The following is a 19,583-nucleotide window of genomic DNA, read 5'->3' on the forward strand; positions in this document are numbered from 1 at the left end:
GCCGGCCAGACGAGTCTGGTCGGCCCTTGAATCTGCCCAGCAAGACGATTGCGCCAACGGCCCCTTTTTCAGGGGTCGAGCAGAGGCACGCCTGCATGAATGACTTATCGAGGAATCTGCTATGAACATTACCGTTGTTGGAAGCGGCTACGTGGGCCTGGTAACCGGCGCCTGCATTGCCGAAATGGGCAACCGGGTCCATTGCGTGGATGTCGACAAGAGCAAGATCGACAACCTCAAGCAGGGCATCCTGCCCATCTACGAGCCGGGTCTCGAAGAGATCGTGCGTGACAATCACGCTTCCGGGCGACTGGTTTTCACCACGTCGCTGGCCGAGGCGGTCGAACAGTCCGAGGTGTTCTTCATCGCGGTCGGTACGCCGCCCGGCGAGGATGGCTCGGCGGATCTGCGCTATGTGCTGGAAGTCGCCCGGCAGATTGGCGACCACCTCAGCGCCCCGGCCATCATCGTCAACAAGTCCACCGTGCCGGTAGGCACCGCCGATCTGGTACGCGCTGCGATCAGCGAGCGGCTTGAAGCGCGTGGCGTCGAGATCGAGTTCTCGGTGGTGTCGAACCCCGAGTTCCTCAAGGAAGGCGCGGCGGTCAACGACTTCATGCACCCGGACCGGATCGTCATCGGCGCCGACAACGAGCATGCGCGGCAGGTGATGAGTGCGCTCTACGCGCCCTTTATCCGCAACCGTCCGCGCACCCTGTTCATGGGCATCCGCGATGCGGAAATGACCAAGTACGCCGCCAACGCGATGCTGGCGACGAAGATCTCCTTCATGAACGAAGTCGCCGGCCTGTGCGAGCGGCTCGATGTGGATATCGAGAACGTTCGCCTGGGCATCGGCTCGGACGAGCGCATCGGTTACCACTTCATCTACGCCGGCTGTGGTTATGGCGGCTCCTGCTTCCCCAAGGACGTCAAGGCGCTGATCAACATCGCCCACCAGAGCGACTTCGAACCCAAGCTGCTGCAGGCGGTGGAAGCGCGCAACGATCAGCAGAAACACGCGCTGTTCAACAAGCTTTCCAGTCACTTCCAGGGCGATCTCGCCGGGCGCACCTTCGCCGTCTGGGGCCTGGCGTTCAAGCCGGGCACCGATGACATGCGCGAGGCGCCGAGCGTGGTGCTGATCAACAGCCTGATCAATGCCGGCGCCAAGGTTCGTGCCTTCGACCCGGTGGCGCGCGAGACGGCCCGCCGCGAGTTTCCCGAGGCCTGGTTTGCCGATGGCCGGCTGCAGATCGCCGAAGGCCAGTACGAGGCGGCCATCGACGCCGATGCGCTGTGCCTGGTGACCGAGTGGAAGCCTTTCCGTCGCCCGGATTTCCGTGCCCTGAAGCGCCTGCTCAACACCCCGCTGATCATCGACGGTCGCAACCAGTACGACCGTGAACAGCTCAAGCGTGAAGGCTTCAGCTATTACGGCATCGGTCGTCAGCCAGTGCTGGCCTGAGCGGGAGATGGCTGAGTGAGCACCATCGAGCAGAGCAGCGGCTCTCCCATGTTCCGTGAGCGGCTGGCTGTGCTGCTGCATGGCTGCCGCAACAGCCGACTGTTGCGCAACATTCTCACCGTGGTCAGCGGCACCGCCGGCGCGCAGGCACTGACGCTGGCGTTCATGCCGGTGATCACGCGCATCTACGGGCCGGAAGCCTACGGCGTGCTGGGCACCTTTCTCAGCGTGACCCTGATGCTGATTCCGGTGGCCGCGCTGACCTATCCCATCGCCATCGTGCTGCCCCGGCGTGATGGCGATGCGCGTGGGCTGGTGCGCCTGTCGCTGCTGATCGCCCTGGCGATGGCGGCGCTGGTGGGGCTTCTGCTTTATCTGTTCGGCGCGGCGCTTACGACCCGGTTGCAGATGCAGATCATCCAGCCGTACCTGATGCTGGTGCCGCTGGTGATGTTCAGCGGCGCGGCGCTGGAAATCTGCCAGCAGTGGCTGTTCCGCACGCAACGTTTTCGTATCACCGCGAGCGTCGCGGTGGGCCACTCGCTGCTGTTCAACTCCATTCGCACGTTGGCGGGACTGGTGCAGCCCTCGGCGCTGGTACTGGTGTGCAGCACGGCGCTGCAGCACGCACTGCACGCGACGATGCTCGGCCTGGCGATGCTGCGGGCAAAGCCGCATACCGATAACCACAACGATGACGATCAGAACGGCAGAAGCGCGGAACAGCAGCCCGGTCTGCTCGGACTGGCACGTCGGCATCGCGACTTTCCCCTGTTCCGTGCGCCGGTGATGCTGATCAATGCGGTATCCCAGCACCTGCCGACGCTGATTCTGGCGGTGTATTTCGGCCCGGCGGCGGCCGGTTTCTTCGCCCTGTGCCGGCAGGCGATGAGCATGCCCACCAACCTCATCGGCAAGTCGGTGGCCGATGTCTATTACCCGCGTATCAGCCGGGCGATCCACGACGGTGAACCTGTGGCCGCAATGCTGATCAAAGCGACTGCGGCGCTGGCACTGGTCGGTCTGGTGCCCTTCAGTCTGGTAGTGGCATTCGGCCCCTGGCTGTTCGCGCTGGTGTTCGGCGAGCAGTGGCAGGTGGCGGGTGAATACGCTCGCTGGCTGGCACTGGCCGAGTACCTGGTGTTCGTCTCGCGGCCCTGCGTGGTGGCGGTGCCGGCGCTGTCGCTGCAGGGGCGGTTCCTGATTTTCGAGATTTTCAGCACCAGCCTGCGTGTGCTGGCGCTGTTCGGCGGAGCGGTACTGGTCGGCGATGCGCTGGCCACGGTGCAGGCGTTCTCCGCCGCCGGGGTGCTGATCTACCTGAGCCTGGTGGTGATCGTCGTTTTGCAGGCCAGGCGCTGGTATGTGCGGCAGAGGGCAACGGTATGAGCAGGCAAGGACATTCTTCATTGAACGATATGGATTTTCCCATGACAGCAAAGCGGCCCACCATCGTCGTCATCGGCTACAACCGACCGAAGAGCCTGCAGCGTCTGCTGTCCTCGCTGAGCAAGGCGCATTACCCGGTCGGGGAGATCCGCCTGGTGATCAGCCTGGACAATTCCGGCACGCTGGAACCGCTGCGGCTGGCCGAGGCCTATGACTGGCCACATGGCGAGAAACGGGTGATCCACCGCGAGAAGCGCCTGGGGTTGCGCAACCATGTGCTGGCCTGTGGCGACCTCACCGAGGAATACGGCGACGTGCTGGTGCTCGAAGACGACCTGTTCGTCTCGCCGTATTTCTACGAGTACACGGCCCAGGCGCTGGAATACTATGCCGATGACCCGCGTGTGGCCGGCATCAGCCTCTATAGCCAGCAGTTCAACCAGACTGCCAACCTGCCGTTCACGCCCATCGACGATGGTAATTCGGATGTCTATTTCATGCAGCTGGCCGCGTCCTGGGGCCAGGCCTGGTCGCGTCGGCACTGGCAGGGCTTTCGCGAGTGGCTGGTGGGCAATGGCACGGATATCAGCCGCATCGAGGGTATTCCCGGTGATATTCGCAGCTGGCCGGAATCCTCCTGGCTGAAGCTGTACAACGCCTGGATCATCAGCAGCGACCGTTATTTCGTCTACCCCTATCGCTCGCTGACCACCAACTTCGGCGATCCCGGCCAGCATTTCTATATCGCTTCATCGCGTTTTCAGGTGGCCATCCAGCAGCAGCGGATCGACTACCAGTTCGCCCACTTCGATGATTGCCTGGCGCGCTACGACGCCTTCTGCGAACTCTCGCCGCAGACCCTGAAAAAGCTCAATCCGAAGCTCGCCGGCCATGACTTCCGGGTCAACCTGTTCGGCTGCAAGGACTGCCGCAGCGGTTTGCAACTGACGCGCACCGACAAGCCCGGCCTGCACAGTTTCAGTCTCTCGATGAAGCCCATGGAACTGAGCGTGCTGCATGACGTGGCAGGGCAGGGCATCGCCCTGATCGACAGCGCGGAAGTGGACAGCGCCGCCTTGCGCGCGCCGCGAACGCAGTACGACATCTTCCGCTTCTTCTACAAGTTTCCCTCCCTGCCGGTGATATGCGTCGGCTTTTTCGAGCGTGTGCAGATGCTACTCAAAAGCGCCCGATCGAGCTGACTCACTGGATTGACTCAACCCCTCCCTCAATCATGGAAAAGGTGAACACTATGGAACGTAAAAAAGCGTTGATCACGGGCATCACAGGTCAGGACGGCTCCTATCTGGCGGAGCTTCTGCTGGAAAAGGGTTACGAAGTGCACGGCATCAAGCGCCGCGCCTCGCTGTTCAACACCCAGCGGGTAGACCACATCTACCAGGACCATCATGTCGAGGATCAGAACTTCGTTCTGCATTACGGCGATCTGACGGATTCCTCCAATCTGACGCGCATCATTCAGGAAGTGCAGCCCGACGAGGTCTACAACCTGGGTGCGCAGTCGCACGTGGCGGTGAGCTTCGAATCGCCTGAGTACACCGCCGACGTCGACGGCATGGGCGCCCTGCGCATTCTCGAAGCCATTCGCCTGCTGGGGCTGGAAAAGAAGACGCGCTTCTACCAGGCCTCCACCTCCGAGTTGTACGGTCTGGTGCAGGAGATTCCGCAGAAGGAAACCACTCCTTTCTACCCGCGCTCGCCCTATGCGGTGGCCAAGCTCTACGCCTACTGGATCACCGTCAACTACCGCGAAGCCTATGGCATGTATGCCTGCAACGGCATCCTCTTCAACCACGAGTCGCCGCGCCGGGGCGAGACCTTCGTTACCCGCAAGATCACCCGTGGCCTGGCCAACATCGCCCAGGGTCTGGAGAAGTGCCTGCACATGGGCAACCTGGACGCGCTGCGCGACTGGGGCCACGCCAAGGACTACGTGCGCATGCAGTGGATGATGCTGCAGCAGGAGCAGGCCGAGGATTTCGTCATCGCCACCGGCGTGCAGTATTCGGTGCGCGAATTCATCCGCTGGTCAGCCGCCGAGCTGGGCGTGCAGCTGCGCTTCGAGGGCAGCGGTGTGGATGAGCGTGGCATCGTCGAAAGTGTCGAAGGCGACATGGCGCCAGCGCTGCGAGTAGGTGACGTGGTGGTGCGGGTCGATCCGCGCTATTTCCGTCCGGCGGAAGTCGAAACCCTGCTGGGCGATCCGAGCCGGGCCAAGCAGAAGCTCGGTTGGACGCCGGAAATCAGCGTGCAGGAGATGTGCGCCGAGATGGTTCGCGAGGACCTGAAAGTCGCCAAGCGCCACGCCCTGCTCAAGGAGCACGGCTTCGAGATACCGGTAACACTGGAGAACTGACAATGAATCGTGACGCACGAGTTTTCGTCGCGGGGCATCGGGGGATGGTCGGTTCGGCCATCGTCCGGCGCCTGCGGGCGTTGGGCTACGACAATATCCTCACACGTGGCCGGGAAGACCTCGATCTGGTTGACCAGGCGGCGGTGAATGCATTCTTCGCCGAGCACCGCATCGATCAGGTCTACATGGCCTCGGCCAAGGTCGGCGGTATCCATGCCAACAACACCTACCCGGCCGAGTTCATTTACCAGAACCTCATGGTCGAGGCGAACATCACCCATGCGGCGCACTGCAACGATGTGCAGAAACTGCTGTTTCTGGGCTCGTCCTGCATCTACCCCAAGTTCGCCGAACAGCCGATGAAGGAAGAGGCGCTGGTGACCGGTGTGCTGGAGCCGACCAACGAGCCCTATGCGGTCGCCAAGATCGCCGGCATCAAGCTCTGCGAAAGCTATAACCGCCAGTACGGGCGCGATTACCGCAGCGTGATGCCGACCAATCTCTACGGCCCCAACGACAACTTCCACCCGGAAAACAGCCATGTGGTGCCGGCGCTGCTCAAGCGCTTCCATGAGGCGACCCAGCGCGGCGACGACGAGGTGGTGATCTGGGGTAGCGGCAAGCCGCAGCGCGAGTTCCTCCACGTGGACGACATGGCCGCCGCCAGCGTGCATGTGATGGAACTGGACGATGCCACCTATCAGGCGCACACCCAGCCGATGCTGTCGCATATCAACGTCGGCACCGGCGTCGATTGCAGCATCCGCGAACTGGCCGAAACCATCGCGCGGGTCACCGAGTACCAGGGACGGCTGATCTTCGACAGCAGCAAACCGGACGGCACGCCACGCAAGCTGATGGATGTGTCCCGGCTCAAAGCACTGGGCTGGCAGGCCAGCATCAGCCTGGAAGACGGCCTGCGCGATGCCTATCGCTGGTTCGTCGAAAACCAGCACCAGATAAGGCAGTGAAAGACGGCTTTCGCTCATCGGCTGCCTGGCTCCGTTTTGTCGGGTCGGTGAGGCGTGACCCGACCTACATGACTTGTGCGAGGTTTGCAGAGTTGTAGGTCGGATTAGCCGAAGGCGTAATCCGACGCCGCGAGGCGCCGGCATCCGCACAGCGCCGGACAGGCGCGGCTTTCGCTCATCGGCTACCTGGCTCCGTTTGTCGGGTCGGTGAGGCGTGACCCGACCTACATGACTTGTGCAAGATTTGCAGAGTTGTAGGTCGGATTAGCCGAAGGCGTAATCCGACGCCGCGAGGCGCCGGCATCCGCACAGCACCGGACAGGCACGGCTTTCATCATTGGCTGCCTGGCTTCTGTTCGTCGGGTCGGTGAAGCCTGACCCAGCTACAAACAGGGTGGACCTTTTCGCCGTTGACGTTGTCCATCCATGGCACATGGTTCCTTGCCGGGGGTGATCGCCGTTTACGGTGTCATGCCGGTTCGATTTTTGTGTTCGCCACGTCATCTGGATATTGGGGATAGCGCTTGTTAAGGAAAGTTCTGGCGTACAAGAATCTGTTGATCGTCCTGCTGTTGCTGAATTCCGGGTGCTTCTTCCTCACGGATGACAAGCGTGCCGGGATTCCCTACTTCAGGGAGATTTTCCTGCTGCTGGTAGTGGCCTCCACGGTGTGCCTGTTCGTCGCCTGGAAATGGGTCTACCAATCCAGGACCAGCCTGTGGATCATTTTCATGGGCACCATGCTGCCCCTGATGTCCGCCGTGCTGGCCAATCTGAATTTCGGTCAGCCGTTGATCTACGGTCTGTTCGAGGAGCGCCGGTTCCTGGAATACCTGGTGTTCTTCCCGGTGCTTTTTCTGCTGCTCATGGCGCAGCCCACCCAGGAAGAACTCGGTCGCTATTTCCTCTATATCGCCCTGTTCTGTGCGACATTCGGCTTCTGTTACTACCTGGGTATCATTCCGCGGAACACGGTGGCGTCGTTCACCGTGGACGACTGGACGCAGTACGAAGACTTGCTGCGCCCCGACCGTTATCGCATAGGATCGGCCTTCGTATCCCTGGCAGCCTTCATGGTCATGTACGACATGCGTGACAGGGTGACCCTGCGCGGTCTGCTGATTCTGCTGTATTTCGTGGCCTACCTCTGGCTGGTCATGCAGACCCGGCAGACCATGCTGATCTGGGCCTTCGCCGGTCTGTGGATTTTCCGCAAGCGCATCGACTCGTTGATGAAGATGTCCGTGCTGGGCATCGTCGTCCTGGGGATTTCCTGGTTCCTGGTTCCTGAGTTCTATATCCAGCAGTACGAACGCTTCCATGCGCTGCTGTTCGAGGCCGCCTCGGGGCCGGGTGTTCGTGAGCGGACCATCTCAACCATCGTCGAGGCAATTAGCGCCAACAACTATTTCGGCATGGGCGCATTGTCACTGCAATGGAATGGCGGCTTCTCGCGCATCTACAACGCGCATTTCTATCTCTCGGATGTCGGCATCTTCGGTGTGTATTACCGCTATGGCTTCCTGATGCCGCTGGTGGTGCTGATCTTCTATGGCGGCTTTATCTGGATCATGCGTCAGTGCAAGGAAAAGGGCAGCCTGCTGGCAGCCCTGCAACTGTCATTCGTGTTCGGCATGATGAATTTCATGCTGTCCAATGCCCTGAGCTTTTCCGGCGATCTATATGGAATGGCGGCGGCGTTCTTCCTGTATTACGCCAAGGTGCAGACGGCACATTCTTTCTATGCAGAAACTCCGGGGCAGATGAATTATGGTCAATTTCAGTATCGTCACCATTAACTGGAATAATCTGGATGGTCTCAAGGACACTTATCGGAGCCTGGCCAGCCAGACGTTCCGCAACTTCCGCTGGATCGTCATCGATGGCAACTCCACGGATGGCAGCGTTGAATGGCTGCGCAAGCTGGACAACAGCCAGGCAGAAATAACCATAGAGGCCGACAAGGGTATTTATGACGCCATGGATAAAGGCCGCCGGCGTGCCGTTGAAACCGAGGGATATACCCTGTTCCTCAATAGCGGCGATGCCCTGGCCAGTCCCGATGTGCTGGCCAGGATAGATGCCGAGTTGTCACAGGCGGCAATTGCGCCCCGGTTCATCTATGGCGATTTCTATCGCAAGGAAGCCAGTGGCAGTCTGAAACTGACCAGCGCGCATCCCATCGAGCGCGCACCGCTGGGGTTGCCGGCCAGTCACCAGACCATGTATTTCGAGAATGAGCGGCTGCGCCAGTTCAGGTTTCGGCTCGACTATAAACTGTCCGCCGATTATTGCCTGTTGCTTGAGTTCCTGCAGGGGCTCGACCTGCAGCGCGACGTCATGCAGCTGTCGTTTCCCTTGTGCATCTTCGATACCACTGGTGTATCGCACAAGCGGCGTTTCGAAGCGATTCGTGAAGACATGGATATTCGCAAGCGCTTTCTGAACTTTTCCAGCGTCAATGCCTTTGGCTTGTATGTACTGCACTACCTGCATACGCATACCAAGCAACTGCGCTCGGCACTGGGGCGTTAACGGATTTTCCAGGGACCACAAAAGAACAGGGCGCAGGAGAGTGTTCGATGAATTACCGCAGTCTTAGTCATCTATCGCAACTGAGCAATGAGTGTGCCGGCAAGGTTCCCAATGATGTCGATCTGGTCATAGGCATTCCCCGCAGCGGAATGCTGGTCGCCAGTATCGTCGCGCTGAAACAGAACCTGCCATTGACCGATCTTTACTCGTTCCTGCGCAATGATGATCTGAAGAAGGGCAGTACGCGGACCTACAAGCATGCCGACCTGGTCAAGCCCAGGGATGCGAAGAAAGTGCTGCTGGTGGACGACAGCATTTCCACGGCCAAGTCGATGCAGGCCGCCGTGGAGCAGGTGCGGGCCGTCTATCAGGGCGAGGTGGTGACCCTGGCGGCGTTCGCCGAAAAGCACAATCGCCATCTGGTGGACATGTACCTGGAGCTCGTCGAGCAGCCGCGTGTGTTCGAGTGGAACATCATGCACCACCCCTTCATGGGGCAGGCCTGTCTGGATATCGACGGCGTGCTCTGCGTCGATCCCACGACCGAACAGAACGATGACGGGCCGAACTACCGTGATTTCCTCAGTTGCACGCGTCCGCTTTTCATCCCCTCGATCAAGGTCGCCCATCTGGTGACCAGCCGGCTGGAGAAATATCGCCCGGAAACCGAGGCGTGGTTGCAGCGCAATGGCGTGCAGTACGGGACCCTGCACATGCTCGATCTGCCTTCGGCGGAGGAGCGTCGCCGGTTGAATATTCATCACAAGTTCAAGGCCGAGGTGTATGCCAGGCAACCGCAGACGCGGCTCTTCGTCGAGAGCGAGGATCGGCAGGCCGTCGAAATCATGAAGCTCAGCGGCAAGCCGGTGTACTGCATCGAAACCAATGAAATGTATGTGCCGGGCCAGGTGTACAACCTCAAGGCCAGCACATTGCGCAAGAGCCATAGCCTGAGAGCGAAGCTGATCGGCAAGGTGAAATCGAAAATGGCGAAGTGGATGCCGATGTCGCATTCCAAAAGCTGAAGCATGGCAGCCCGTTGAGTGAGCGGGCTGCCATGCAGGTGGCTTCAAGGGCCGATACTGCTGCAGCCACCCTGATTGACGTACTTTTCGAGGATGGCCCATTGCGGGCGGTTCTGGCCGTCACGGGTCGGTTCGACCGATAACTTGTAGTTGCCCCAGGATGGACCTGCCGCCCAGTAAGTCATGGGTATGCAGTGTTTCTGCAAATAAGCCAGCAAGTTGTCCATGGCTTCCAGCAGGCGCGGTTCATCGGGCGGAATACCGAACTCACCGATATGGCCTTGTCTTTCATGCTTGATCAGCCAGTCGATAAAAGGCTTGACCCGTTTGACGCCGAGCATGGTGTCGAAGTCATCTTCCGGTGGCTCCCGGTATTGTCCGTTGCCGTGTTTGTCGAGGTAAAGGTGAGCGGAAAATATCAATTTGTCGGCGGGGTCTTTCAAGTCCAGCAGTGGATCGTTGTATTTTGGCCAGAGATAACTGCTGGACCAGAAGTTTCCTTCGATAAGCAGCGGGCGCTCGCGATCATGTTTGCGAACCGCATCGATTCCGGCCTGGGCCGCTGCCGGCCAGTATTTATCGGCGCCATGGGGTTCGTTCATGATGTCGTAGGCCCAAAGCCCTTCATGATTCTTCCAGCGTTTGGCAATGCGCTCCAGCAAGTCTGCATAGGCAGATATGGGGACCGCATCCGTGCCTATTATCTGTTTTCGATAACGAGCGTAGTTGTGGATGTCGAGAATGACGCGCATGTCATGGTCAGCAGCCTGTTGCATGAATTCTTCGATACGCCGAGCATACTCCTCGTCCAGTTCGCCATTGAGTTCAGCCTGCAAACGTTCCCACATGATCGGGAAGCGAATGGTGCGAATGCCTCGCTCTTTCCAGATCGTCAGATAGTCCGGAGCGGGAAAGAAATAATTTGTATTGTATTTGCCGGGGATGGAATTGCCGGAAAATGCGGCGCCCCCGATGTTCATTCCGATCAGGTCGACATTTTCTGCCGCGCTTGCGGCACTACTGAGCACAAGTGCGAGTCCGAGAAGTATTCCTTTCGTCCGTTGCGAATTGCCGCGTGTCCCTATCATCTTCACTACCTCTTTTGCCATTGGAAAAGGTCGCAGCAGCGGCTGCTTCCTTTTGTCCGGCGTCTACACGCATTGTTCAGTTTTCCTGCGAATCGGCCCTGGTTCGTAAAGACCGAAGCGGGTTGCCTGCGAATCCCATCGTCCCTGAATTGAATGACCGACAGAGAAATTATTTATGAAAAACCCCCGCGCCAGAAGGATGGATCCTTTGATCGGGAAGCTGAAGCTCCTGGAGGAGGCCGACACTGGCCCGTTCATCTCCGAACTTCGGATGCGTGAATCGCCAACCATTCTTGGATTTCTCAATCAGCATGGCTACAACATCGCGCAACGCCATGCCTCGGTTCGCGACAGTTTTCTGCAGGTCAACTATCTGCTGCGCGACGGCATCGGGATCAAAATGGCCTGCTGGTTCAACGGGGTGGCACCGAAGGCCAACCTCAACGGGTCGGATTTCATTCCCCGGTTGATCGAGGAACTGGTGGCCGGCTCGCAGGGCAACTATGAACTCTTCGCCATGGGCACGCGAGAACCCTGGCTGAGCGACGGTGCGCGCAACCTGTTCGGGGACCGTCCTTTCCATGCCATCGACGGCTTCAAGCGCAGCGAGGAATATCTGAATTTTTACCGGGCGCACCATGTTCCAGGGCGTTATCCCATCATCGTGCTGGCCATGGGTATGCCGAAACAGGAGCAGGTCGCGCTCTATCTGCAAAGTGCAATGGAGACGCCGGCATTGCTGATCTGTGGCGGCGCCATCCTGGATTTCACCGCGGAGCGCTTTCCCCGTGCGCCGCTGTTCTTCCGTCGGTTCGGCCTGGAATGGGCGTTCCGCATGCTGATCGAGCCAAAACGGCTGTTCAAGCGCTATGCGGTGGGGATTCCTCTGTTCTTCTATTACCTGTCACGCAATGTCTTTTCGCGCCCGAATCGTGTCGGGGGCTGGAATGCACTCAAGCGCGGGCCTTGAAAGCACCATCAAGGTGAGCGTCCACCACCTCATTTTGCAGTCACCATGACTGTTTTCAGCGGTTGCCCGGCACCCTCGATATAGCTCAGCTCACCCTCCTTCACTCTGGCCGGAGAGGTGTAGGGGTGCGCTGTCAGCCGCTGCTCATCCTGTATATGCAGAACCTCGACGCCACCCAGTTTCAGTACGTCCGAAATCATGGCGCGATGGCATCGCCACCACAGCACTTCGGCACACATCATGGCCGTGGGGCGCTCTGCCGCCAGGCTCAGCAACTGCTGCAGCCCTGCAGCGAACTCTTCGCTTTTAAGGTGTTCGGCGTAGCCGCGAAATGATGGGTTGCGCCAGGCACTGGCAGGCGCATCCGCCGGGGCACGTCTGCGGCCACCCAGCTCTCCGAGCCATCGGTAGCCAATGCCCTGTTCTTCGAGGGCGGCCTGCAGATTGTCCGACATGAATTGTGGCAGGCGCCGCGATCCGGGATGGCGTCGAACATCTGCAACCATCTCGATCCCGTAGTGCTTGAGCAGCGCAATGAAGGATGCGCCGGTGCGAGTGGAGTGCCCGACCGTCCAGATCCGCTGCGCCAATGGGATCACTTGGCTTTGCTCAGGGCGCTTTCCTTGTGCATGGCCACATGATCGGTCTTGTCGCTCCGGATCTCGTATTGTGGCTCCGTCGGACTGGCCCGCCTTGTGTGCCCTTTGTATTCGGTGTCCTGCGTATGCACCTTGATGATATGGCCAGTGACATGGCCCGCTTCGGAATTCCAGCGGACGTGGTCGCCGACCTTGAACTGATGGGGCATGGTTCCTCCGAGTGGCTGCCGTTGGCTTCTGGCAAACGATGACGCTTCAAACAAGCGAAACGCTGGTTGTCTCGATACCCTTTATAAGCCGACCTTCAAACAGCCGTTTTGTAGTATCCACTCGTCGGAAAAGCTGATTTGCAGAACCTGTTTCAAAAAAAACAAATTCAAAAAAATGACGCTCACTTTCTTCTCTGGCGAACGGTTTAAAGCGCCCAGCCGCTTTTCCGCTACATGGCATTTGGCTATGTTTTAATAGCCTTTTAATGGCGGATTGCTGAATGTGACGGCTATTTGGCGATGTTAAACCGTCGACTCGGTTTCCATTCGTTTTGCAAACCTATTATAAAGGCGCCACGCAACGGATTGCCGGGTTCTCCACCAAGGTAATCCGGCCCCTTGTGCGCGGTTCGTTCGGTTGCGCGTAATGAGATTCAAACCCATCAGGCGCCTGCACGACTCTATTAACTCCCGCTACTTTTTTAAAGGCTCCGACCTTTAGAAGTATTAAGTTCCGGAGAGACTGAATGTCTATCACTGTATTCTCAAGTGCGCCCAAGGCACTTGTTCGCTCCATTGCCATGGCTGCGGTACTCGGTTCACTGGTTATCGGCGGTGAAGCGGCGGCGAGCATTAGCATAAACGCGTCTTCTGCGACCGCCTTCACTTCCCAGATCAACAAATTCACCAGCAATGACTTCCTCAACGGCGTCTGGCGTCGCGAGGCGGGCATTTCCGTGCCGTATTCGGCAGCTGCCCGTGACGCCTTCAAGCCGGGTGTGCAGATCCGGTTCGCCGACGACCAGGTGCGCAAGATCACCAAGGTCTTCGTTGTCGGCAGCAACATCAGCGTTTATGTCGATGGTCCCGTGCTCGACGGCAACAAGGTGGGTGCTCCGCGCACGATCAGCACCGTCGTCGCGGGCGAGGCTGCGCCGGGTGCATCCGCGCCGGCTCCGGCTCCGACTGAGGCCTTCACCAGCCAGATCAACAAATTCACCAGCAATGACTTCCTCAATGGGGTCTGGCGTCGGGAAGCGGGGGTTTCCGTTCCGTCTTCGCCTGCTGCCATTGCCGCCTTCAAGCCGGGCGTACAGGTCAAGTTCGCCGATAACCAGGTGCGCAAGATCAGCAAGGTCTTCGTGGTTGGCAGCAACATCAGCGTTTATTTCGAGGGCAGCCCGCTCGATGGCAACAAGGTGGGTGCTCCGCGCACCATCAGCACTCTGGCCAGCGCCGAAACGGCACCGAGTACACCGTCCCTGACCAACCCTGCGCCTGCGCCGGAAGCCAAGCCGACGCCCAGCGTGCCGGTGGAGAGCACCTACAGCGCGAGCATGAACAGCTTCACCAATGAAGACTGGGAAAACGGCATCTACCGCAAGCAGGCGGGCTTCTCGATTCCCAATACGGCTAGCAACAAGTCGGCCTTCAAGACCGGCGCCTCGGTACGCCTGGCCGATGGTCAGGTCCGCAAGGTCATCGCGGTCTATGACATCGGTGCGCACCTGACCGTGCTCCTGAGTGGCGACAAGCTGTCGGCCAGCAGCGTCGGCTATCCGAAAACCCTGACCGTGGTCTCCGGCGATGCCGGCAGCTCGCCGCAGACGCCTGCGCCGACCCCTGCGCCGACTCCAGCACCCGCGCCGACTCCGACCCCGACTCCCACCAACCCCGGCAACGGGATTGACCTGGTGGGCGTGAACTTCGCCTCGGGCGTGTTCGATCCGGGCACCGTCCCTGGTATCTACAACAAGGGCTATACCTATGCCGACGAGTCCTATTACAAGCGTCACAGTGAACTCGGCTTCAAGCTGATTCGTCTGGGCTTCCTCTGGGAGCGCATTCAGCCCAAGCTCGGTACCCCGCTGGATGCGGCAGAGCTGGCGCGAATCAAGACGTCGCTGGACCATGCCCACAAGTACGGCATCAAGGTCATCCTTGATATGCACAACTACTACCGATACTACGGCCAGGTAATCAACTCTCCCGGCGTACCGCGTGCAGAGTTTGCCGAAACCTGGCGCAAGATCGCAGTGGAAGTCTCCAAGCACCCGGCCCTGTACGGATACGGTCTGATGAACGAGCCGTACAACACCGGCAACAACCTCTGGCCGCAGACTGCCCAGGCAGCCGGGCAGGCGATCCGCAAGGTCGACCCGAGCAAGTGGATCATGATTGCCGGCGATCGTTACTCCAGCGCTTTCCACTGGCAGAAGTACAACACCCAGCTGATCAACGATCCCTGGATGCGCGATCCGAAGAACAACCTGGTCTACGAAGCGCACCAGTATCTTGATCACGACTACTCGGGCACCTACCGCAACCGTGCCGAAACCTTCGCCCCGATGCTGGGTGTCGAGCGGGTCAAGCCCTGGGTCGAGTGGCTGAAGAAGAACAAGCTGCGTGGTTACCTCGGTGAGCATGGCATTCCGGACTTCTCTCCGTCTGCCGTGGTCGCGACCGACAACCTGCTGGCTTACCTGAACGAGAACTGCATTCCGAGCAGCTACTGGGCCGCCGGTCCTCGCTGGGGTGAGAACATCATGGCGCTGGACGTGACAAGTGGTAAGCATCGCCCCCAGATGGCACCGTTGCAGAAGTATGCCAAAGCGAAGAAAACCTGCTCTACCATAGGTCCGTTGCAATAACGGATCGCACTGACCAGAAAAACGGGCTTCGGCCCGTTTTTTTGTGCCTGTCGAAATGCATTGCTTTGGTAGAGGGCTGTTCGTCGGCTGCGGTTTCGTTTCCTGCTTTTTATTAGTCGGCAACAGTGGCGATAGATAAAGCGAAGTTGCCGTTTCGCTCGCCGGGCGGCGTTTCGCTTAAACCCAGAGAACTTGCAGCATGGCGTTCATGAATAGGCAACAAGCCATTATCGAAGGGGTGCGCGAAGGGCTCTGCAATAACAGTTACACCCCTGTTTCCTGAATAAAGCGGGGCCGTGAAAAAGGGAACTCAAAAAACCGGCCCCGGTCACCTTATATGTATGCAGCAACTACAGCCTGCGCGATTCGTCGCTGCAGGCTGAATTTCACAGGACTCTGGTCTTGCGGCCAAGCCATATAAAAGGTGAATCAAATGACGACACCCGACGAAGAAATCACTGGTTACGGTGGCCTGGGCAAAACCGGTCCCGACGTTACGTCCCACACGGATACCAAAACGACTTCCGACTCGGTGGCGCAAGCGGCTGCCGACGATGTGCGTGCCAAGGCCCGGCAGGCAACTGAAGAGGTCAAGGCCCAAGGCAAGAGCCAGCTCGACGGCTACCGCGAGACGGCTGCCGACGAGATCGAAAAGGTTGCGCACAGCGCTGAAGCCGCGGCCCGTGAACTGGAAGGGCAGGACACCCTGGGCCTGTCCGGTTATGTGTCCGACATGGCCCAGGGCATGGTCCGGCTGTCGGACAACCTGCGCGGCAAAAGCGTCGATGAACTCTTCCAGGACGTGAACCGCCTGGCCCGTGACAACCCGACGCTGTTTATTGCCGGCAGCATTGCGCTGGGCTTCGGCCTGACTCGATTTGCCAAAGCGTCCGGCAGACGTGCTGAGGATGGTTCCAGGCATCATGGCCATTCGAGCGCCGTTGCCACGTCGAACCAGGCATTTGGCAGCCATCGGAGCCCCAGCCAGCATGAACTCAACGAACGACTCACTACCGGCGAGCCGGGAACCATCGGCAGCATCAGCAATGCCGGGGTTTCCTCGACTGCCCGTACCGCCCCAGGCACAACCGGAGCCGGCATGGGTACAGCGGGCAGCTCGGCACCTCAGGCCGGTCGCAATGGCAAAGGTACTGACGGAGGGCTCTACCCATGAGCGAAGCACGCAAGCCAACCACAACCACCATCACCCCGGAACCGGGCATGCGCCCGGAGAATGACAGTTCCGTAGGGGGGTTGCTGCGGCAACTGACCCATGAAGTTCCCTCCCTCATCACCAAGGAACTGGCGCTGGCGAAAGCCGAGCTGACCGAATCCATTCGCGCCACCAAGGCGGGCGCGGCCAGCGTTGCCAGTGGCGGCGCCGTTCTGCTGGGCGGCTTCATCATCCTGCTGATGTCGGCGGTATATGGCCTGAGCGAAGTCATGGCACCCTGGCTCGCAGCGCTGATCGTCGGCGGTGTCGTGGTGGTGATCGGCCTGATCATGGTCTCGGCAGGCAAGAAGAAGTTCGAGGCCTCTTCATTCAAGCCCGAGCGCACTCTTCATTCCATGAACAAGGATAAAGAAGCCGTCAGGGGGCATACGTCATGAGCACAGGCAATCAGATAAATGTCGAAGCGCAGAAGGATCCCGCAGAGCTGGAGCGCGAGATCGATCAGAAACGAGCCGAGATCGGCGATATCGTCCACGCGCTGGAAAACAAGCTGTCGCCCGGTGAACTCATCGACACGGCGCTGGGTTACGTCAAGGGCGGCGGTGGCGAGTTCTTCAGCAACCTGTGCAATACCGCCAAGGCCAACCCGGTGCCCACGGTGCTGACTTCCATCGGCCTGATCTGGCTGATGGCCGGACAGAACCGACAGCCACCAGCGTATACCAGCACCGGCCCGTCCTTGACGGATAAACTGTCCAGCAAGGCCTCTGGACTGAAGCAGCAGGGTAACGACCTGCGTGACAAGACCAGCCAGATGGGGCATGACATGTCCGCCTCGCTGGCCGATGCGCGCCACCGCGTCAGCGATACCAGCCGACAGACTGCGGACAAGCTGCGCCAGCAGAGTGAGCGCGCACGGGGCGGCTTCAATCACCTGCTCAACGAACAGCCGCTGGCGTTGGGCGCGATCGGTATCGCCCTGGGCGCGTTGCTGGCCGCATCGGTCCCGCCAACCCGTCGCGAAGATGAATTGCTCGGCCAGGCCAGTGACAGCATGACCGACAACCTTCGCCACAAAGCTGAAGAGGGCTATCGGAAAGTCACCGATATGGGCCAGGAAGTCGCCAGCGAGGTCAAGCACGAGATCGAACGCAACGACACATCGCGAACCCGATCCGAGCCGACACCAGGGCTGTGAAACGGATGCTCGGGTTTGTCAGGCTGGGCTTGAGTCCGGCCTGACAAGCCCCGATAATCCGACACCGGCGCCGGTGTAGCTCAGTAGGTAGAGCAGCGCACTCGTAACGCGAAGGTCGCAGGTTCGATTCCTGTCTCCGGCACCAGACCATCGAAGGCCTGCAGCGATGCAGGCCTTTTTCGTGGGCGAACGAGCGCAGGTTCGCCCTGTCTGCATTGCACATGATTCAGGCGAGTCGTGACAAAGCGGGGCGTGTGTCGAATCGGGTCAAGCGAACGTCGAAATGGCCATTGGACATCGCAGACATCGGCGCCGGGGTGATTGGGAATGGGCTTGAAGGACAAGGCGGGGCTGCTGGCTGGTTCCATTCTGTTTCTCGCGCTGGTGCCCATGTGGGTGTTCGTGCTCAACGAGATCCGTTATGAACGCGCCGCTGCGGAGGAAGGTGCCCGTAACGATGCTATGAACCTGGCGACCGCCTTCGAAGCGCATGTAAGCAGTGCGATCCGGCTGATGGATATCGTATTGCTGGATATGCGCGAGGACGTGCTGGAGCATCCCGATACCTTCGAGGAGCACGTTAGCGAAGAGCTTGAAGCCTATGGCAGCTTCGTCGCGCAACTGGCCGTGATCGATGCCGATGGCAAGCTGGTATTTTCCAACCTGGCGCGGGTGGCCGGGTCGGTGGACCTGAGTGACCGCGAGCATTTCCAGGTGCATCGTGACAATCCGGAACAGGACCGGCTGTTCATCAGCAAACCGGTGCTGGGAAGGATGTCGCGCCAGTGGACCATCCAGTTCACCCGACCGATCCGCCATGAAGGCCGCTTTGCCGGTGTGCTGGTGCTTTCCGTGGCGAGCAGCTTCTTTTCCGACTATTACCAGCAGATCAACGTGGGTGCCCATGGCACCATCGTGCTGCTGGGCACGGATCGCAGTCTTCGCGCCATTGCTTCCGGGACGCCAATACCGGGGCGCTATGGCCGATTCAAAATGCCCGAAGACAAGCCCTATTTTGACCCCGAGGGACCCCGGCACGGTTACTACACAGGCGTCAGTGCCATCGATGGCCAGTATCGCCTGGGTGCCTATCGTCGCCTCGACAAGGAGGGGGTGGTGGTGCTCGTGATGCTGTCGCCAGAAGACTATATGGCGAATTTCCATGAGCGCCGGGAGTTTCTGCTGATCTCTGCCTGCCTCATTTCCTTGCTGCTGCTGGCGGTGGCGTTCCTGGTCTTCGTGCTGAGCTGCCGGCACTTTCGTGATACCGCCCTGCTGCGCCAGGCCCATGAACAGGTGACGCAACTGGTCAATACCGATGTGCTCACCGGGGCCAGCAGCCGCCGTGCCTTTTTTGCCAGCCTCGAAGCGGAGCTGGCCAGGGCGCGCAGACATGATGGGCGCCTGAGTCTGCTGATGCTCGATATCGATCACTTCAAGCACGTCAATGACTCCTATGGTCATCCCATCGGTGATGCCGTGCTCAAGGAGTTTGTCGCCATTTGCAACCGCTTGCTGCGTGCCCATGACATTCTCGGGCGCCTCGGTGGCGAGGAGTTCGCCATTGCCTTGCCGCACACGGATGCCGAAGGTGCGCGCTGTGTCGCCGAGAAGATCCGTCAGGCCGTGGCCGAGACGTCGTTTTCAACTCCGTCGGCCAATATTGTCATCACGGTCAGCATCGGCCTGACGACGCTTTCCGGGCAGGATGATCAGCAGGCGCTGATGACCAGAGCCGACAGGGCGCTTTACACCGCCAAGCACAGTGGCCGAAATCGGGTGTGCTTCGTGAGCGGGACGCCGGATTAGGGCCTGTTAACGCTACTGGCTTGACGGCGAGTAATGCGGGATACTTCGCGCATGATGATCACACCCGAACAATTCTCCGCCATTGAACATTGCTTCCCGCGCCAGCGCGGCAATGTCAGC

Annotated in this window: 17 protein-coding genes and 1 tRNA gene; 15 read left to right on the forward strand and 3 right to left on the reverse strand. The window is 59.6% G+C overall.

Annotation, left to right across the window (positions count from 1 at the left end):
- The first annotated feature begins 121 nt into the window (after positions 1–121).
- From G7020_RS13095 to G7020_RS13130, 8 genes are all read left to right on the forward strand, one after another.
- On the forward strand, positions 122–1,468 hold the full coding sequence (locus G7020_RS13095) for a UDP-glucose dehydrogenase family protein (protein ID WP_181085067.1): 1,347 nt from the start codon (positions 122–124) through the stop codon (positions 1,466–1,468).
- A 15-nt stretch (positions 1,469–1,483) separates the two neighbouring features.
- Positions 1,484–2,857: an oligosaccharide flippase family protein gene (locus G7020_RS13100; protein ID WP_181085069.1), complete on the forward strand. Its 1,374-nt coding sequence runs from the start codon at positions 1,484–1,486 to the stop codon at positions 2,855–2,857.
- Positions 2,858–2,898: 41 nt separating this feature from the next.
- A complete protein-coding gene (locus tag G7020_RS13105) occupies positions 2,899–4,059 on the forward strand; it encodes a glycosyltransferase (protein WP_181085071.1) in 1,161 nt (386 codons plus the stop codon).
- 50 nt (positions 4,060–4,109) lie between these two features.
- A complete protein-coding gene (gmd, locus tag G7020_RS13110) occupies positions 4,110–5,234 on the forward strand; it encodes a GDP-mannose 4,6-dehydratase (RefSeq protein WP_181085074.1) in 1,125 nt (374 codons plus the stop codon).
- Between the two features lie 2 nt (positions 5,235–5,236).
- Positions 5,237–6,205 carry a GDP-L-fucose synthase gene (fcl, locus tag G7020_RS13115; protein ID WP_181085076.1) on the forward strand — a complete coding sequence of 323 codons (969 nt, stop codon included), beginning with the start codon at positions 5,237–5,239 and terminating at the stop codon, positions 6,203–6,205.
- Positions 6,206–6,729: 524 nt separating this feature from the next.
- The gene (locus tag G7020_RS13120; RefSeq protein WP_258189342.1) at positions 6,730–8,004 is read left to right on the forward strand and encodes a hypothetical protein; all 1,275 of its coding nucleotides are present in this window, start codon (positions 6,730–6,732) and stop codon (positions 8,002–8,004) included.
- Positions 7,976–8,740, forward strand: coding sequence for a glycosyltransferase (locus tag G7020_RS13125; RefSeq protein ID WP_181085078.1), 765 nt, complete (start codon positions 7,976–7,978; stop codon positions 8,738–8,740). Before G7020_RS13120 ends, G7020_RS13125 begins: the two co-directional genes overlap by 29 nt.
- A gap of 47 nt (positions 8,741–8,787) precedes the next feature.
- Positions 8,788–9,765 (forward strand): phosphoribosyltransferase family protein, encoded by a 978-nt coding sequence (locus G7020_RS13130; protein ID WP_181085080.1) that lies wholly within the window; start codon positions 8,788–8,790, stop codon positions 9,763–9,765.
- Positions 9,766–9,809: 44 nt separating this feature from the next.
- On the opposite strand, the gene G7020_RS13135 is transcribed toward G7020_RS13130, so the two are convergent.
- The gene (locus G7020_RS13135; RefSeq protein WP_181085102.1) at positions 9,810–10,853 is read right to left on the reverse strand and encodes a glycoside hydrolase family 5 protein; all 1,044 of its coding nucleotides are present in this window, start codon (positions 10,851–10,853) and stop codon (positions 9,810–9,812) included.
- A 199-nt stretch (positions 10,854–11,052) separates the two neighbouring features.
- On the opposite strand from G7020_RS13135, the gene G7020_RS13140 reads away from it, so the two are divergent.
- Positions 11,053–11,823, forward strand: coding sequence for a WecB/TagA/CpsF family glycosyltransferase (locus tag G7020_RS13140; protein WP_181085082.1), 771 nt, complete (start codon positions 11,053–11,055; stop codon positions 11,821–11,823).
- Positions 11,824–11,852: 29 nt separating this feature from the next.
- Here G7020_RS13140 and G7020_RS13145 read toward each other — a convergent pair whose 3' ends face one another.
- On the reverse strand, positions 11,853–12,419 hold the full coding sequence (locus G7020_RS13145; RefSeq protein WP_423835659.1) for a DUF488 family protein: 567 nt from the start codon (positions 12,417–12,419) through the stop codon (positions 11,853–11,855).
- Positions 12,419–12,631 carry a DUF2945 domain-containing protein gene (locus tag G7020_RS13150; protein WP_181085084.1) on the reverse strand — a complete coding sequence of 71 codons (213 nt, stop codon included), beginning with the start codon at positions 12,629–12,631 and terminating at the stop codon, positions 12,419–12,421. The genes G7020_RS13145 and G7020_RS13150 overlap by 1 nt, the downstream gene beginning before the upstream one ends.
- A gap of 527 nt (positions 12,632–13,158) precedes the next feature.
- Here G7020_RS13150 and G7020_RS13155 point away from each other — a divergent pair.
- The 6 genes from G7020_RS13155 to G7020_RS13180 all read left to right on the forward strand — a co-directional run bounded on the left by G7020_RS13155 (position 13,159) and on the right by G7020_RS13180 (position 19,463).
- Positions 13,159–15,282: a glycoside hydrolase family 5 protein gene (locus G7020_RS13155; protein ID WP_181085086.1), complete on the forward strand. Its 2,124-nt coding sequence runs from the start codon at positions 13,159–13,161 to the stop codon at positions 15,280–15,282.
- 433 nt (positions 15,283–15,715) lie between these two features.
- Positions 15,716–16,456 carry a hypothetical protein gene (locus G7020_RS13160; protein ID WP_181085088.1) on the forward strand — a complete coding sequence of 247 codons (741 nt, stop codon included), beginning with the start codon at positions 15,716–15,718 and terminating at the stop codon, positions 16,454–16,456.
- Positions 16,453–16,893, forward strand: coding sequence for a phage holin family protein (locus G7020_RS13165; protein ID WP_181085090.1), 441 nt, complete (start codon positions 16,453–16,455; stop codon positions 16,891–16,893). The genes G7020_RS13160 and G7020_RS13165 overlap by 4 nt, the downstream gene beginning before the upstream one ends.
- Positions 16,890–17,654 carry a DUF3618 domain-containing protein gene (locus G7020_RS13170; RefSeq protein WP_181085092.1) on the forward strand — a complete coding sequence of 255 codons (765 nt, stop codon included), beginning with the start codon at positions 16,890–16,892 and terminating at the stop codon, positions 17,652–17,654. Before G7020_RS13165 ends, G7020_RS13170 begins: the two co-directional genes overlap by 4 nt.
- Positions 17,655–17,723: 69 nt before the next feature.
- A tRNA-Thr gene (locus tag G7020_RS13175) sits at positions 17,724–17,799 on the forward strand.
- A gap of 188 nt (positions 17,800–17,987) precedes the next feature.
- The gene (locus G7020_RS13180; protein WP_258189346.1) at positions 17,988–19,463 is read left to right on the forward strand and encodes a sensor domain-containing diguanylate cyclase; all 1,476 of its coding nucleotides are present in this window, start codon (positions 17,988–17,990) and stop codon (positions 19,461–19,463) included.
- The last annotated feature ends 120 nt before the right edge of the window (positions 19,464–19,583 follow it).

The sequence above is a fragment of the Stutzerimonas stutzeri genome (assembly GCF_013522825.1).
In the GTDB taxonomy this organism is placed as follows: domain Bacteria; phylum Pseudomonadota; class Gammaproteobacteria; order Pseudomonadales; family Pseudomonadaceae; genus Stutzerimonas; species Stutzerimonas stutzeri_AK.